Origin of the sequence: Coleofasciculus sp. E1-EBD-02, from assembly GCF_040218245.1 — a bacterium.
In the GTDB taxonomy this organism is placed as follows: Bacteria; Cyanobacteriota; Cyanobacteriia; order Cyanobacteriales; family Coleofasciculaceae; genus Coleofasciculus.
Map to the genome: position 1 here is coordinate 1 of NZ_JAVJQN010000112.1, position 14,408 is coordinate 14,408.

At 45.6% G+C, this 14,408-nt stretch carries 12 protein-coding genes; 8 read left to right on the forward strand and 4 right to left on the reverse strand.

The annotated features are described in order from the left end of the window. Nucleotides 1-596 precede the first annotated feature (596 nt). Both RIC07_RS18105 and RIC07_RS18110 read right to left on the reverse strand, forming a co-directional pair. Nucleotides 597-3,179 carry a M1 family aminopeptidase gene (locus tag RIC07_RS18105; RefSeq protein WP_446395753.1) on the reverse strand — a complete coding sequence of 861 codons (2,583 nt, stop codon included), beginning with the start codon at nucleotides 3,177-3,179 and terminating at the stop codon, nucleotides 597-599. Nucleotides 3,180-3,606: 427 nt separating this feature from the next. Beyond that, nucleotides 3,607-5,709, reverse strand: coding sequence for an S-layer homology domain-containing protein (locus tag RIC07_RS18110; RefSeq protein ID WP_446395754.1), 2,103 nt, complete (start codon nucleotides 5,707-5,709; stop codon nucleotides 3,607-3,609). Nucleotides 5,710-6,033: 324 nt separating this feature from the next. Here RIC07_RS18110 and RIC07_RS18115 point away from each other — a divergent pair, with 324 nt between their 5' ends. From RIC07_RS18115 to RIC07_RS18130, 4 genes are all read left to right on the forward strand, one after another. Further along, complete coding sequence (locus tag RIC07_RS18115) at nucleotides 6,034-6,258, forward strand: hypothetical protein (RefSeq protein WP_446395755.1); 225 nt, start codon at nucleotides 6,034-6,036, stop codon at nucleotides 6,256-6,258. 256 nt (nucleotides 6,259-6,514) lie between these two features. Next, the gene (locus RIC07_RS18120; RefSeq protein ID WP_446395756.1) at nucleotides 6,515-6,970 is read left to right on the forward strand and encodes a hypothetical protein; all 456 of its coding nucleotides are present in this window, start codon (nucleotides 6,515-6,517) and stop codon (nucleotides 6,968-6,970) included. A gap of 30 nt (nucleotides 6,971-7,000) precedes the next feature. Then, complete coding sequence (locus tag RIC07_RS18125; RefSeq protein ID WP_446395757.1) at nucleotides 7,001-7,150, forward strand: hypothetical protein; 150 nt, start codon at nucleotides 7,001-7,003, stop codon at nucleotides 7,148-7,150. 11 nt (nucleotides 7,151-7,161) lie between these two features. Continuing rightward, complete coding sequence (locus RIC07_RS18130; RefSeq protein WP_446395758.1) at nucleotides 7,162-8,853, forward strand: alpha/beta hydrolase; 1,692 nt, start codon at nucleotides 7,162-7,164, stop codon at nucleotides 8,851-8,853. A 553-nt stretch (nucleotides 8,854-9,406) separates the two neighbouring features. On the opposite strand, the gene RIC07_RS18135 is transcribed toward RIC07_RS18130, so the two are convergent. Further along, the gene (locus RIC07_RS18135) at nucleotides 9,407-10,417 is read right to left on the reverse strand and encodes an endonuclease domain-containing protein (protein ID WP_446395759.1); all 1,011 of its coding nucleotides are present in this window, start codon (nucleotides 10,415-10,417) and stop codon (nucleotides 9,407-9,409) included. A gap of 31 nt (nucleotides 10,418-10,448) precedes the next feature. On the opposite strand from RIC07_RS18135, the gene RIC07_RS18140 reads away from it, so the two are divergent. The 4 genes from RIC07_RS18140 to RIC07_RS18155 all read left to right on the forward strand — a co-directional run bounded on the left by RIC07_RS18140 (nucleotide 10,449) and on the right by RIC07_RS18155 (nucleotide 14,014). Then, a complete protein-coding gene (locus RIC07_RS18140) occupies nucleotides 10,449-10,619 on the forward strand; it encodes a hypothetical protein (protein ID WP_446395760.1) in 171 nt (56 codons plus the stop codon). A gap of 285 nt (nucleotides 10,620-10,904) precedes the next feature. Then, the gene (locus RIC07_RS18145; protein ID WP_446395761.1) at nucleotides 10,905-11,351 is read left to right on the forward strand and encodes a type IV pilin-like G/H family protein; all 447 of its coding nucleotides are present in this window, start codon (nucleotides 10,905-10,907) and stop codon (nucleotides 11,349-11,351) included. Nucleotides 11,352-11,757: 406 nt separating this feature from the next. After that, a complete protein-coding gene (locus RIC07_RS18150; RefSeq protein WP_446340101.1) occupies nucleotides 11,758-12,258 on the forward strand; it encodes a hypothetical protein in 501 nt (166 codons plus the stop codon). Nucleotides 12,259-12,514: 256 nt separating this feature from the next. Continuing rightward, on the forward strand, nucleotides 12,515-14,014 hold the full coding sequence (locus tag RIC07_RS18155; RefSeq protein WP_446395762.1) for a glycosyl hydrolase family 57: 1,500 nt from the start codon (nucleotides 12,515-12,517) through the stop codon (nucleotides 14,012-14,014). A gap of 136 nt (nucleotides 14,015-14,150) precedes the next feature. Here the strand turns inward: RIC07_RS18155 and RIC07_RS18160 are convergent, their stop codons facing one another. Further along, nucleotides 14,151-14,318 (reverse strand): hypothetical protein, encoded by a 168-nt coding sequence (locus tag RIC07_RS18160; RefSeq protein WP_446395763.1) that lies wholly within the window; start codon nucleotides 14,316-14,318, stop codon nucleotides 14,151-14,153. Nucleotides 14,319-14,408: the final 90 nt, after the last annotated feature.

Genomic DNA, 14,408 nt, shown 5'->3' on the forward strand with positions numbered 1-14,408 from the left:
TCGCACCCCACCCAAAACGCCACAATAACCCCTCTGCGAACCTCTGCGCTACCCTCTGCGAACCTCTGCGTTTCCCGATAAAATTATCGAATTCACCCCTAACTCCCAAACAATGATCACCTCCTCAAGACGATTTTCAGCGTTCAATTATCCCGATGCAACGACACGATGAGAGGGCGCACGTCTGTGCGCCCCTACAGTTTCTGGGTATAGGATGAACCCATTAGGGGAGTTTTGGGAAAATAATTTCTATTTCAGTATTGACAAATGCCGTAGTTGGGTGAGAGACTTACTTCATAATGGGAACAATGTGCCAGCCTATAGGGTCAATTTCATCCCGATTCAACACCACTATTGAGTGAAGTCACGTTAAGCTGGTCTCATCAATAAGAGCGTGAAAGCTCCCAAGAAAGTTCAAAAAACAAACGCGATCGCACCCCAAACGCTAAAATAACCCCTCTGCGACCCTCTGCGCTACCCTCTGCGAACCTCTGCGTTTCCCGATAAAATTATCGAATTCACCCCTAACTCCCAAACAATGACGACAAGATGAGAGGGCGCACGTCTATGCGCCCCTACCGTTGACAAATAACAAATCAAGACGACTTCGCTTCTAGGCTTTCTAGGCGGCTTTTGAGTTCCTGATTCTCTTGCTTAATCTGATCCAATTCTTCGCGAAGCTGTTTAATCGCTTTGTCTGAACCCACTCGCTTCTGCACCGTTTGAATCGCTTCTTCCGCCCGACGACGCACACGCCCATCCGGTGTTTGATTACACAGCGATCGCAAAACCCCAATCGCCTTAACCGTTTCCATTTGGGCTAAGGCGGAAACAACCGCCACTTGAGTCAGGAAGAACGATTCCCCGGATAACTCCTCTAACGCTTCTAATATCTCCTCTAGCTTATTCGGGGTTTGACCTGTGGAAATGGTGCCTAATGCCCGAATGGACGCCAATCGTAAGGGTTGAGGAACACCTAGCTTAGTGTACTCCATAATCACATCGAGCGCCTGGGGGGAAGACTTCATCTGACTCAATCCCGCGATCGCACCCGAACGCACCACTTCGTTCCAACCCGCACGTTCATTGAGAATCGTTGTCAACAGGTGCAGCACTTCATCTGCTTTATCTTTCATACTCCCAGACGCCAGTTTACCCAGCACCTTCGCCGCCGATGCTTCTACATAATAGCTAGCATCTCCCCCTTCTAACAGATGGTTTAAGGCTTGATAACTTTCAACCGTTTTCACCTTACTCAAAGCTTCAACCACCGATCGCCGCACCCGCGCATCTTTATCCTGCAATCCAGCAACTAACGCAACAGAGGCTTGATCCAGTTTGACTTTTGCTAATTGTTTGGCGACTTCCACACGCACCCCCCAGAAGGGATCATCCGTCAGGGCTTCTGCTAACGCTTGAACCACTTCTAACCCTCCCTTCTTCACTAACGCTTGGGCGGCGTAAATCCGGGAAACGGGGTCAGGGTCATATTTCAGTTGGGCTTTTAGTTCGGCTAACGGATACTCTAGCGTCACCGTTTTTAAGTAATTGTTCCCCGCATCAAAACTAATAAACTGGGGTTTTTTCTCCAAGGGGAAATAGAAACTCTGTTCCCGTTCATGGATGCGAACCTTAAACGTTTTCAGCGGGGAATCAGCGTCAGTGTAGCCAAAGGCGATGGGAATTTTCAGGTCAAATCGCTCATTCTTGCTACCATTTTGACTCTCTTTCACTTGAGTTTGGACAACCGTAACTTTCGCCAACTGGCTATCCCCATCCCAGGTGTAGCTAACTTTATAATCGGGATGACCGCCTCGGAAGACATATTGATCAAACAGAAATAGGAGATTTCGACCCGTAGCTTTTTCAATTGCCCGTAATAGATCAACCGTTTCTACGGTATTATGAGCATTATCTTGGACAAAGGTTTGAATCGTCTTCCAGAATAACTCATCCCCCAATTCTGCCCGGATTATATGATAAACACAAGCCCCTTTTTCATAAAGGTGGCGGTCATACAATTCAATCGCTTCTCGGTAGATATGGGTAACAATCGGGCGACGATAGCGGGAGGTGTCTTCCTGGATGTAGCTGCGGGCTTCATTAAGTAGATAATACGCCGCATCATCTTTCCCATACTCCTGTTCAGTCCACAAGACTTCCGTATAGGATGCCATTCCTTCCTTAATCCAAGCATGAGACCAATGCTTGATCACGACCAAATCACCAAACCATTGATGTGCTAATTCGTGGGCGACTAAGCTTTCAGTACGCATCCCATCAAGCGCCGCCCGTTCATCCAGTAAACAGCGATCGGTGAGTAGGGTGGTGGAGGTGTTTTCCATCCCCCCAAAAATAAAGTCATCAACACAAACTTGGGCGTATTTGGGATAAGGATAGGGATAGCCAAAGACATGACTATAGAATTCCATCATCTGTGGCGTTTTCCCCATACTGCGCCGCGCATCTTCTTCCCGCCCTTTTTCGACATAATAGGTAACAGGTTTTCCTTGCCATTCATCGCGAATTTCGGCAAAGTCACCCACTGCTAAGGTCATTAAATAGGTCGGATGAACGTGGTTTTGTAACCAGTGATAAGTTGTGCGATCGCCCGATTCTTGAGTTCCGATCAGTTCCCCGTTGGATATCGCCATCAAGGGTTTCGCAACCGTGACACGCAGTTCCGAACTCGCCAATTGACCCGGATAATCGAAACAGGGGAACCAGAAGCGGGAGTCTTCATCTTCGCCCTGTGTCCACACCTGGGTGGGTTTGTTGGGGTAATCTTGGCTGGGAGTAATGAAATAGATACCCCGTTGCGGATGTTCAACATGGTACGCGATCGCGATTTTTACTTCTTTCCCCGCCTCAGTCGGGTTGCGAAGCTGGATCTGTAGTTGTTCCCCGTCACAGTCAAAGGGTTGGGATTCCCCATCAATCTGCACCGATTCAATCGTCAGGTTCACCGCATCCAGGACAAACTGACGGATATCATCACGCACAGGCGTTAGGGTAATAGTGCAAGTCCCCTCTAAGCGCTGTTTGGGGATATCCAAGACCAAATCCAGGAAAATATGATTCACTTGTCCCGGGCGATCGGGGTTGTAGTGGGGTCTAGCACCGGGTAATTCAAAGGACTTGTGACCGTTTTGATCCGAATCAAAATAAGACTGTGCCATGAATGTGTCAAACGTTAACAGAACAACTACAAGTATCTCCTCCTTCCAGGTTAGCTTGTCTCCCCGACTCCCAGTCAATGGGAAACCAGCGTTTTAACTTAGAACTCTCTTAACCTTAAACAATCACTCCACAAAAAATTATTGTATGTAGGGTGGGTTAGGCGGGTTTCTCATCAGGATAATAACCATTGAATGAATTCTCCGCCGTAACCCACCAATATTAATGCTGAAGCGGATATCATTTAACCTACCTTATTGGTTTATCAAAAAATATATGAAGAGCCAAAAATACCTAGTTACCTAACCTGATAACCGTCCTGTAACACTGACTTATTTTGCACAAACCATTGTAGAGACGTTGCATGCAACGTCTCTACAATGGTGCCGAAAGTCCTAATCGATGTGTCTACTGCTATATTTTCCCCCGTTAAGCGGACACAATGTAATCCGAATCAATCGCACTCACTTGATTCGCATCCACTAATGCCTGATACACCATAGCCGCCACCTCACCACGGGTAGCCGCTTTGGTTGGATCGAGTTTTTTGACATCAGGATGATTCACCACAATTTGTTTCTTCGTTGCTGTGGCGACTTCCTCCTTGCCATACTCCGGAATATCATCACTATCCTCGTAAAAATCTAAGGCATTATCATCGGATTCTGATAATTCTAATCCATTCACCAAAGACACCAAAACCTGAACCCGTTCCACATTATCTCCCTGGCGGAACATATCACCGGGATAACCAGACAGAAATCCGCCGCGATAAGCTTTTTGAATCACATCCTTTGCCCAAGACTTATCACTAACATCCAGGAAGTTTTTGGCTTCCCGTTTAGGTTCAGGGTCAAAGGCTTTAACCAATAACGCTGCATATTGGGCGCGGGTCATTTTTTCATTGGGTTTAAATGTACCATCGCCAAACCCGCTAATTAAGCCTTTGTCGAGTAATCCTTCAATAAAGGGTTTTGCCCAATGGTTTTGAATATCAGGGAAGGTTTTAGGTTGGTTATCATCGGGACTAGCGCTAACAATATAGTCTGAGTTAACTTCACTCACCTGATTCGCATCAACCAGCGCCTGATACACCATCGCCGCCACCTCAGCGCGGGTAGCATCTTTGGTCGGATCAAGTTGTTTCGTATCCGGATAACTCACCACAATTTCTTTCTTGGTTGCCGTGTTGACTTCATCTTTGGCATAATCTGGAATAGCCGCGCGATCGCTATAGGTACTCAACACTGTCCCATCACTTGCCGATAACCCCAATCCATTCACTAAAGATACAATCACTTGCGCCCGTTGCACATTATCATTGGGTTTAAAGCTATTGTCAGGAAAACCAGACAGGAATTCGCCGCGATAAGCCTCTTGAATCACATTTTTTGCCCAGAAATCATCAGCAACATCGGTGAAATTGATGCCATCCCGTTTAGCCGAGGGATTAAAGGCTTTCACTAATAACGCCGCATATTGAGCGCGGGTCATTTTTTCATCGGGCTTAAATGTGCCATCTGTAAAACCACTAATTACTCCTTTGTCAATTAATCCTTGAATAAAGGGTTCTGCCCAGTGGTTTTCAATATCGGAGAAGGTATCCGGTGCTTGACCTCCATCATCATCGTCATCACCATTTCCACCGCCACCATCGCTGATACTGCCTTCAATGTTAATTGATCCACTCACTTGATTAGTCGTCAACTGATTTCCCCAAGACAGCAGCGTATTTTTGCTGGAGTTGAGAATCGCAAACTTGCCGTTGTTGCGAAAAATATTATTACCCGGATCGTCTTGGCTTTTGCCTAAATCAGGCTCAGCATTACCTGTTACAGCAATACCGTATTCTTGATTATCTTCAATGGTGTTATCTCGCAGGATAGGTTTAGAATCGACAGAAATTCCCACTCCGAATCGGTTTTCGGTAATAAGATTATCTACAATTCGCGGCGTCGCCTCGCCATCAATACTAATACCGTAACCTGCTCCTTTACATGTATTATCCTTAATTTCTCCTTGAGCCTTTTTGGTAAACGAGATGCCATTGCCACCGTTATCAATAAAGTCATTATCAACAACGTTAGGTTTAGCGGTTCCGGTAGCTAAAACCCCTTCGCGATCGCATTGAGTAAAGGTACAGTTTGTTATAGTTGGATCAGTCGATTCGATCCAAATCCCTGTGCCGCGTGTGGCTTTATTCGTCACCGTGACACCGCGCACTTCGGTTGTATCTTCCAGTAAAAGAGTTATATTTTGTTGAGCCAGCGTGGGGCTAATATACTCGCCATTCCCTTCAATTACAATACCATCGCCTTTATTCTGTTCATTGCCTACCAGTTTGACGCCAGATGGGACTTGCAGTGGGAAAATCTCGCCACTCGTCGCATTATAGGTTCCCGCCGTCAGTTGTATAGTTGTATCGGCTTGGGCTTGTTGCAGGGCTTTGGACAAGGTTTTAAAGGGAGCAGATTGGTCACCCGTCGCGCTATCGTTTCCGGTAGCGGGATTAACGTAAAGAGTTTGAGCCATAATGTAATCTATCTATCGAAACAATAATTGGAGTATTGACTTGAGATAATGGTGAATGTTTCCCAGCGTAAGCTCAACTTGTAGCCAAAATCATCCTTCATTAGGATGAAATCTAGCTACTCACGGTTCCTGAAAATGACATACTTTTAACCTTCAAATCACCTTCTCAACTTAAGTTGAGAGACGTGCGGGTTAAGTGGTTTCTGCCAAACCGGAGTCAGCTTGCTGATCAGACGTCCAGGTTGGGTCGTCATGGCTGATTTACAATTGGCTGTGCTGGTTTAGGATGAGGATGATGAATATAGCTTGACCTCCCGGAAAACAATGGCTTTAGAACCCTGTAAGGTGTGTGGTTCCCTAACTAGCACGAATGATGAAATTTGCATGATTTGTGGCTATCCGGCGAAAGGACGCCCGAAGACGATTTGGTTAAAGTGGATTGCGCTGATTCTGGCGCTGGCTATTGGTTTACCTTTAATTATCGTTACGTTTCAAAATCTCGTGAGTTCAGAGACGCCGATTCAATCCGTACCCTCTGACAGTAAGTAGGGTTTGTTTGCTTGAGGGGGAGCTGGGGAAGACTTCGGCGTGAGCGCTCAGTCGAACGCTGGGGGAGCCAATGTAGAGACGTGCCATGGCACGTCTGGAAGTGTTGCCTATTGCCTATTCCCTGGCGCGTAGCGCTATATCTGCATCTCGATGAGAAGCCGATGAGTTCTCAAAGTTTTCAGTCCTAAACTCCGATAACTACCCGTTTGAATGAGGATGGTCAAATCGATTATCCTCTAGATTCTAATGCACATCTGTGAATGTCCCTACACAAAGCCACTACTCTCTCTATTCTCCGATTACAACAAAAACATACACAGGATGTATTCGGCTATTGATTCCCGGAACGCGATCGCGAAACGGTTCATCTGAGAGAAGGAGATTAATGATGCATTATCAAAAATACACTGATGAATCCTCAACCCGCTTATCGCGTCTCAAGGTATTCAATAGTACATACGCTCTAGATGAAAAGCAACTGGATGGAAATCTGCACGATGTATCACTGACTAACCCGGAATCGCTTCCTTTCTTTGAATTTATTCCGGCGACACCGAAATCGCCGCAGCGAGTCTTCGGGATTGTTGGTGTGGTGATTCTCTTGGCGGTATTGGGGATAAGTGGCGCGATCGCCTTAAGTAGTTGGACAAGAGGAAACGGCTCTGTACTAAGTCTTGTAAATAGTCCTCAAACCCTGACAAAGGACAAATGACAAAGGACAAATGACAAAGGACGAAGGACAATGAATGAACATCATTATTATATTGGTTTACTACTTATCTTGCTGGTATTCGGGTTTGAACTCCTGGTTCAGTCAGCCGATATCAACGCCGGATCACGAGTGCGATCGCGTTCCTCTCGTCAGGAAGATAGTTTATTAGTTAGTCGTTGAGATGGAATGGGATGAATCAGCGTTATTATCGGATTTTAGGATTAAGTTTATTCCTGGTTTGTGTGGGAGTTCTGCTATGGACAGGTTTTCAGCTAACTTTCGGTATTGAATCTCAATCCGTCGCGATTCCGATCAACGCTAAACAGAATTTAATCACTCGCATTTATACGCCTAAAACGACACCGAAACCCCAACCTGTGATGATTTTATGTCATGGGGTGAATGCGAGTAAAGAAAGCATGACCCCTTTAGCGATAGAGTTAGCCAGACATGGGATTGCAGCCATTCCCTTTGACTTTGGCGGCTATGGAGAATCCTATTCGGTGGGGATGCAAAATAAATCGATTAACAGCCTAGAAGCCAGTACCGTCGCTGATGCGAAAGCCGTCTTAGATTTTGTGCGATCGCGAAGCGTGTCCGATATGGACGTATCGCATCCCTCCCAGTTTGATGCTAAACGTATTGGCATTGCGGGTCATTCCATGGGGGGAACCACAGCATTAAAGTTAGCTCAACTTGAGTCTCAACTACAAGCGACAGTTGTCCTGAGTATCAGTGGATTTGCCACGCCCACCATTCCCAACAATCTCTTCCTGGGTGTTGGCTTATACGAACAACTGAATCCGCCGTCAGAATTGCGCCAAATGTGGCAAACGGTTTGTCCGGATGGTATTTGTGATAATTTTAATAATGGAACCGCACGTCGGTTAGTTATCTCCGATACAACGGATCATTTTACTGCACCCTACGACCCCAAATTAATCCGCCAAGTAATTCGCTGGACACAACAAGCTTTTGATCTACCGCTTCAAGAGAAGCCTTTAATTGTTCCCTGGTTTATTGTTGGTGGGATTGGTACAGTTAGCGGCAGTATTATGGGGGGAGTTTGGCTAGTTCTGCGTTGGCATAATTCAAAGCCTTCTCTCTCTAACCCCCTTTATACCTCCCTTTCATTCCCCCCTTTCAAAGGGGGGCTAGGGGGGATGGAGAAAGGATCAAAAGCAAGAATTCGATACAGTGTAACTGGATTTTGGGGGATTGTTCTCCTTATAGGCTGGATAGCCGGAACCAGTAATCTTTTAGTCTTGTGTAGTCTGCTGCAATTGGTCAGTAATTATGGTTTACGTCATCCGGGAAAGATTAGCCAAGCGGTACGAATTACTGGATTGTATGTCGGTTTAGGGTTAGCCGCTTTCTGCTTATCGGGTTTACTTCGGGGTGCGGTTGAATTGTGGCATCATCCCCTATCCTGGCTCAAATTACCCCAATTTTTACTGCAATGGATTATTTTTATTGTTTATAACTATGGCATCGCGATGAAAGTGGCTGTTTTAGAGACGTACACGTTCACGTTACAACCAAGTTGGCTCTTGTTTCTGATTATCGGATGTGAGTTAATTCAACCCGGTATTATTTTAACCGGGGTGGAAAAAGTAGGGATTTGGCTAGTGCAATGGTTACGTCGTCCGCTAACTGTAACTGGATTGGGTAAAGTCTCTGGAAAAGACGCCGGATTAATCGGAGTTTTGGTGGTGTTACTTATTGTTTTATTAGATCAGCGCCGTGCAGATATTGGTCAAGTTGCTAGTCAGGGAATCGCCGCGCTGGAAGTGTTTGGACTATTGCTAGTGTTACCGATTGGGGTGGGGATTTGGATTGTGCGATCGCGCTGGTTTCAGCGTTTGGAACATCGGTTAACTTAAAACGAATGCCACTGACTTTAGAGTTTGTAGTAAGCGCTTTAGCGCTTCTGGCACGCTTCGTGCCTACTACGAACCCAGATTAACTCAGCGACATTTAACTTAAAACCCCTCACCCCCAGCCCCTCTCCCACCCAGGGGATAGGGGAGAATACAGGGGACTTTAGGTTAGGTATTTTCAATGAATAATAGAGAATAGTAAGATTATTTTTAGTTCTTTTTTCTCTTGATAAAAGAAGAAGAAATTGATGTGCTGTCCGGTTCCCCTTCTCCCCATGAAACCCAAGTTCTTGCATCCTTTGTCCTCCATCCGTATACTTAAGCTAAATCCCTCTCCCCCAGCCCCTCTCCCACAAGGGGAGAGGGGAGAATAAAGGTAACTTTAGGTTATGTATTTTTAATTAAAAATAGAGAATAGCAAGATTATTTTTAGCTCTATTTTCACTTGATAAAAGAGGAAGAAATTGATGCACTATCCGGTTCCCCTTCTCCCCCCGGTGGGAGAAGGGGTTAGGGGATGAGGGGGAAAATGCCAAGAAGTAGACAGACACCCCCCTTAACTTGACACCAATGGAGGATGAGGGTGTCCAAACTCCCCGCGAATTCGACTCAAAACCCCTGCCAAATTCCTCTCCACCTCCTCACTACTCACTCGCACAAATCGTAATCCTAAAGACTCCAAAAGTTGCTGTCGTTGCTCATCCAAATATTTCTGAGACTCATGAACTCCACCATCAACCTCCACAATCAACCGCTCAGACGCACAGAAAAAATCAACGATAAATCGCCCGATGGGTTGCTGACGCCGAAACTTTCGCCCCTCTAGCTGCTTTTTCCGCAAGGCTTGCCATAATATTGCCTCACTCGGCGTTGGTTCCTTGCGAAACTGACGAGCAATTTCTATCATCTTCTGTTCTAATTGTCTGGGAACTTCCCATCGCTCTACATTTTCAGTTCTTTTCACGGCGTTACCTCTCAAGAATAAATTGTGTAGGGGCTCTTCCACCTGTTTTTGTAGCCAAGTTCCATAGCGAAACCATGCCTGAAGTCGGTCATTGGCTTGGGTAAACGGAGTATCTAACTGTTCTTTGAGTCCAGCATAGTCTTTAGCATGACGCCTCCACTCATCGTGTAATGCGGCGGCAAAGTAGATGGGGAGTCTGTCACTAATGGCAATGGCGTCGGCTTCACTGAGGTTACACTGCTTTAACCAGTCCATAAAAGCAGGTTTAACCGCTTGAATAATCGGGTTTTTATCGGGATGATTAAAAAACTTTTGATTTAAAATTAAGTGGCTATTCTCTAATGCCTGTTCAATCCCATTTTTTAAGGGTTTGAGATTAAAGTGTTTAGGTTCAATTTCTGTTTTCTCATCAACCAGATTCTTAATGGCTTGAAGTAATGAGCGCAAAACCAGCCACCACCCTTTTTCACTGGCATTTTCAGCTAAACCCAGGGCAGATAGGGCTTCAACCCCATCCCCGGCTAAACTATCCCATTTGCCAAAAAAGAAATCAATCCCTCCTTTTCCTAGGGCTTTTGAGAATTCTTTTAAGTTGAGTTCCATTGGTTTGTGAACCAATGCAGTTGGCTTGCTGATGGGGAGTCCAGATTCGTTTGTCATGATGGGTTTAGGGGAATGGTTACAGGGTGATAATGTAGAGACGCGCCATGGCACGTCTCTACAGGGTATCGGAACAGGGAATTTTGACCTCGGAACACGGCATTTGGAGTTCAGCAATTCCACCTTAGCAGGTGCGTTACGCTGACGCTAACGCACGATGGCGGACTGACACAGCTAAAATAGGACTTTGTTTGTAGTGAGAACTTTAGTTCTCTAACGCCTAGCTGGAGAGGGCTAAAGCCCTCACTACGTACCCAATCTATTGCACCATTTTAGTTGGGTCACGGCACTACGGCTGGTACACCTTAATTGGTGGATTAAAATTGTAGGGGCGCACCGACGTGCGCCCAATTTCTGACGACGTGCGCCCGGTTTAAACGTCAAATCTGTTTAACAATTTTAGCGGTGTCAAGGATGCTTTCTAGGATTGATGTTACTGATAGCTGGATTTATTTACATAGCTGCACCCATCTTTTTGAATCACAGTCATAAACATTCCCAATCAGAAGGTAAACAATATATTGGTTCAATGAATCGCGCCCAGCAAGCTTACTATTTAGATGAACAAAAATTCAGTGGCAATATTCCTGATCTAGGTTTGGGTATCAAAACTGAAACCGAAAGCTACACCTACTCAACTCAGATAACTGATAATGCTGCATTTAACTATGGCATATCTCGTAAGGACAACGTTCGGAGTTATGTCGGTGGTGTTTTTGTCGTTCCCGCAACTGACGTTGATGCTGCATCGGATGAAATAACTACAGTTGCTATTCTATGTGAAGCGGATACACCAGGTTCAATTAAACCTGTAGTACCTACCTATCAAAATGGTGAACTGGCTTGCGGTGAAGGGACAACAGATTTACTCAGATAGGAATAAGTTGAACAATTCTGCAACTGCTTCGTTAATTTAGGGTTGCTTACATTAATGAAGTATTTAGATAAGGGCGCAAGCCTTCATCCGTGTCAACTTAAGCTCAACCCCTATCCCACGCCAGCCCTCACCCCCAGCCCCTCTCCCAAGCTTGGGAGAGGGGAGCAAGAGCAAGAGAGCCCGGTTCCCCTTCTCCCATGAAAAAAAAGCGAAGTATCCTCTGTCCCAACTCCGGTTCCCCTTCTCCCCACGGTGGGAGAAGGGGTTAGGGGATGAGGGGGAAAATGCCGCTGAGTAGATAGACACAGCTTAAAACCTTGCCAGTATTACTTTTCAAGCTTAACTTGACACCCATGCAAGCCTTGCGCCCCTACATTTAGACTGAACTCTTATGACGGATTGAACTATGGTTATTTTGGAAAAAACCTCTACCCAACTGAAACTTCGACATCGCCCCTATTTTATTTGGCAACTCTCTGGATGCTTGGTGTTTAGCGTTCCTTTACTCATTGTTCTCGTCAGCTTAGTCCTACCTTGGATTGTTTATATGTTAGGCTTGTATGCCTTATTCGCATTTAATCTAGTGGCGGGTATTCTATTACTGGTTTGTGCCGGACGTATTTTTATCTATCACTTTGACAAAGAGACAAACAGTCTCTTGATTAAACGTCGGGGATTGTTTAAAACTCAAGTTAGCTTATATCCCCTGAGTGATATTTTTCAGGTGCAACTGAAATCCACAAGCTGGAATCAGGATAAAACAAGCAACTATCAAATCGCGATTATTTTGAAATCAGGTAAACACTTGCCGCTCAAATCAGGAGAAACATCTCTACAGCAAAAGCTGGAAACCGTTAACCTAATTCGCCAATTCCTGGGTATGCCACCACAGAAACTAGCTGATTAATCTCTACTTTTATACCCTCTGCCTGATTCGTCAGTAAGTCAGTGGAAATGAACCTCAATAGAATGTCACTGACTGGTATGCTGGTGGGTTGAGCGAAGTCGAAACCCAATATATTAACTTGTATCAATAATCCTCAAACTCTGACAAATGACGAATGACGTAGCTGGCTTCTCAAGGGTAGCGATTATGACGAATGACAAATGACAAATGACTAATTGTGTATGCTAGCAATAGCACAATCATCGAGGAAAGGATCATGAGTGCAGTAACCTCAACCCCGAATCAACCCGCTTTAACGGAATTACGAGAAGGATTACCCAATATTTGCGGGTGGGAAGAAAACATTCGGGAAGTGGTGCAACAAGACGAACCTGTATTTTTACCGACAACCAATCTGCGCCTCGAGGATATCACGTCAGGATTCGCTTGCGCCTTACACATGCACCAACCCACGGTTCCCGCCGGGGCGAATGGTGAATTGATTAGCAATCTCCAATATATGTTTGAACATCCCCAGGAAGGGGATAACCATAATGCCGAACCCTTCGCCGGGTGTTATCGTCGTATGGGCGATTTTATTCCCCAACTGGTGGCTGAGGGGTGCAATCCTCGGATTATGCTGGACTATTCGGGGAATTTATTGTGGGGATTCCAGCAAATGGGGCGGGAGGATATCCTGAATAATCTTAAGCGAATTACCTGCGATCGCGCTTATCAGCCTTATGTGGAATGGCTGGGAACAATGTGGAGTCATGCGGTTGTTCCTTCTACCCCAATTCCCGATATTAAACTGCATATTCAGGCATGGCAACATTATTTTGCCGCTATGTTTGGTTACGATGCGCTGAAGCGGGTGAAAGGCTTTTCCCCACCAGAGATGCATTTACCCAATCATCCTGATAGTTTGTATGAATACATCAAAGCGCTGAAAGACTGTGGCTATCGCTGGTTGATGGTACAGGAACATTCTCTGGAAAATCTGGATGGTTCGGGATTATCACAAGATCAGAAATATGTCCCCAATCGTTTAGTGGCTCGCAATTCTCAGGGGGAAACAATTTCTATCACAATTTTGGTTAAAACACAAGGGTCAGATACCAAATTAGTGGCACAAATGCAGCCCTATTTTGAGGCAAAGGGGCGGGGTAAGCAGTCAATTGGCAATCATTCGATTCCCTCCTTAGTCACCCAAATTGCCGATGGCGAAAATGGGGGCGTGATGATGAACGAATATCCCCGTGATTTGTTTCGCATTTACCATGAAATCCGTGACCAAGGCGGCGGAAAAACGGGTGTCGTGCCGATGAATGGGACGGAGTATTTAGAATTACTAGAAGCAGCAGGTGTTAATCCAGATGAGTATCCTCCTTGTCAAGCCGTTGGTCAGCATAAGATTTGGCAACGAGTCGATCTGGATAATATTACACCTGATGCCGTCGCCAGTGCGATCGCGGAGTTGACAGCCACGGATGATCAATTCCATGTTGATGGGGCATCATGGACCAATGATTTAAGTTGGGTCAAAGGCTATGAAAATGTCTTAGAACCGATGAATCAACTCAGTGCCGCATTTCATCTGAAGTATGACCCCTTAGTGCAGCAAGATCCATCAGTGACGCAGCGGAGTGATTATCAACAAGCGTTATTGTATACGTTGTTACTGGAGACCAGTTGTTTTCGCTATTGGGGACAAGGAATGTGGACAGATTATGCCCGTGAACTTTACCAACGCGGTGAAGCGATTATTAAGGGTTAAGTAGGTGGGGACAATTCAAGTTAACGGTGGGGATTGTCATTTGTCATTTGTCATTTGTCATTTGTCATTTGTCATTTGTCATTTGTCAGGGAATAGGCAATGGGCAATGGGCAACACCTCGGCTTCGCTCGGTGTGTCATAGGCAATAGGTAAGGTAGGGTTTTGATTTAACCTCTTCATCTCCCTCATCTTCCCCAGCTTCCCCAGCTTCCCCAGCTTCCCCAGCTTCCCCAGCTTCCCCAGCTCCCCCATCTCCCCCATCTCCCCCATCTTCCCCATCTTCCCCATCTCCCAGACGTTCCACCGAAACGTCTCTACGAAGCGAATGTTACCTATAAACCATCCTTGGGAATACTGAGTCCAGATTTGTCTGCGTGCTAAATAGGAGTCCAAG

Excerpts from the sequence above, each read along its gene's own strand:
- RIC07_RS18145 (WP_446395761.1), top strand. The coding sequence starts at position 10,905 with ATGTTACTGATAGCTGGATTTATTTACATAGCTGCACCCATCTTTTTG.
- RIC07_RS18150 (WP_446340101.1), top strand. The coding sequence starts at position 11,758 with ATGGTTATTTTGGAAAAAACCTCTACCCAACTGAAACTTCGACATCGC.
- RIC07_RS18135 (WP_446395759.1), bottom strand. The coding sequence starts at position 10,417 with ATGGAACTCAACTTAAAAGAATTCTCAAAAGCCCTAGGAAAAGGAGGG.
- RIC07_RS18115 (WP_446395755.1), top strand. The coding sequence starts at position 6,034 with ATGGCTTTAGAACCCTGTAAGGTGTGTGGTTCCCTAACTAGCACGAAT.
- RIC07_RS18125 (WP_446395757.1), top strand. The coding sequence starts at position 7,001 with ATGAATGAACATCATTATTATATTGGTTTACTACTTATCTTGCTGGTA.
- RIC07_RS18140 (WP_446395760.1), top strand. The coding sequence starts at position 10,449 with ATGGGGAGTCCAGATTCGTTTGTCATGATGGGTTTAGGGGAATGGTTA.
- RIC07_RS18155 (WP_446395762.1), top strand. The coding sequence starts at position 12,515 with ATGAGTGCAGTAACCTCAACCCCGAATCAACCCGCTTTAACGGAATTA.
- RIC07_RS18130 (WP_446395758.1), top strand. The coding sequence starts at position 7,162 with ATGAATCAGCGTTATTATCGGATTTTAGGATTAAGTTTATTCCTGGTT.
- RIC07_RS18110 (WP_446395754.1), bottom strand. The coding sequence starts at position 5,709 with ATGGCTCAAACTCTTTACGTTAATCCCGCTACCGGAAACGATAGCGCG.
- RIC07_RS18105 (WP_446395753.1), bottom strand. The coding sequence starts at position 3,179 with ATGGCACAGTCTTATTTTGATTCGGATCAAAACGGTCACAAGTCCTTT.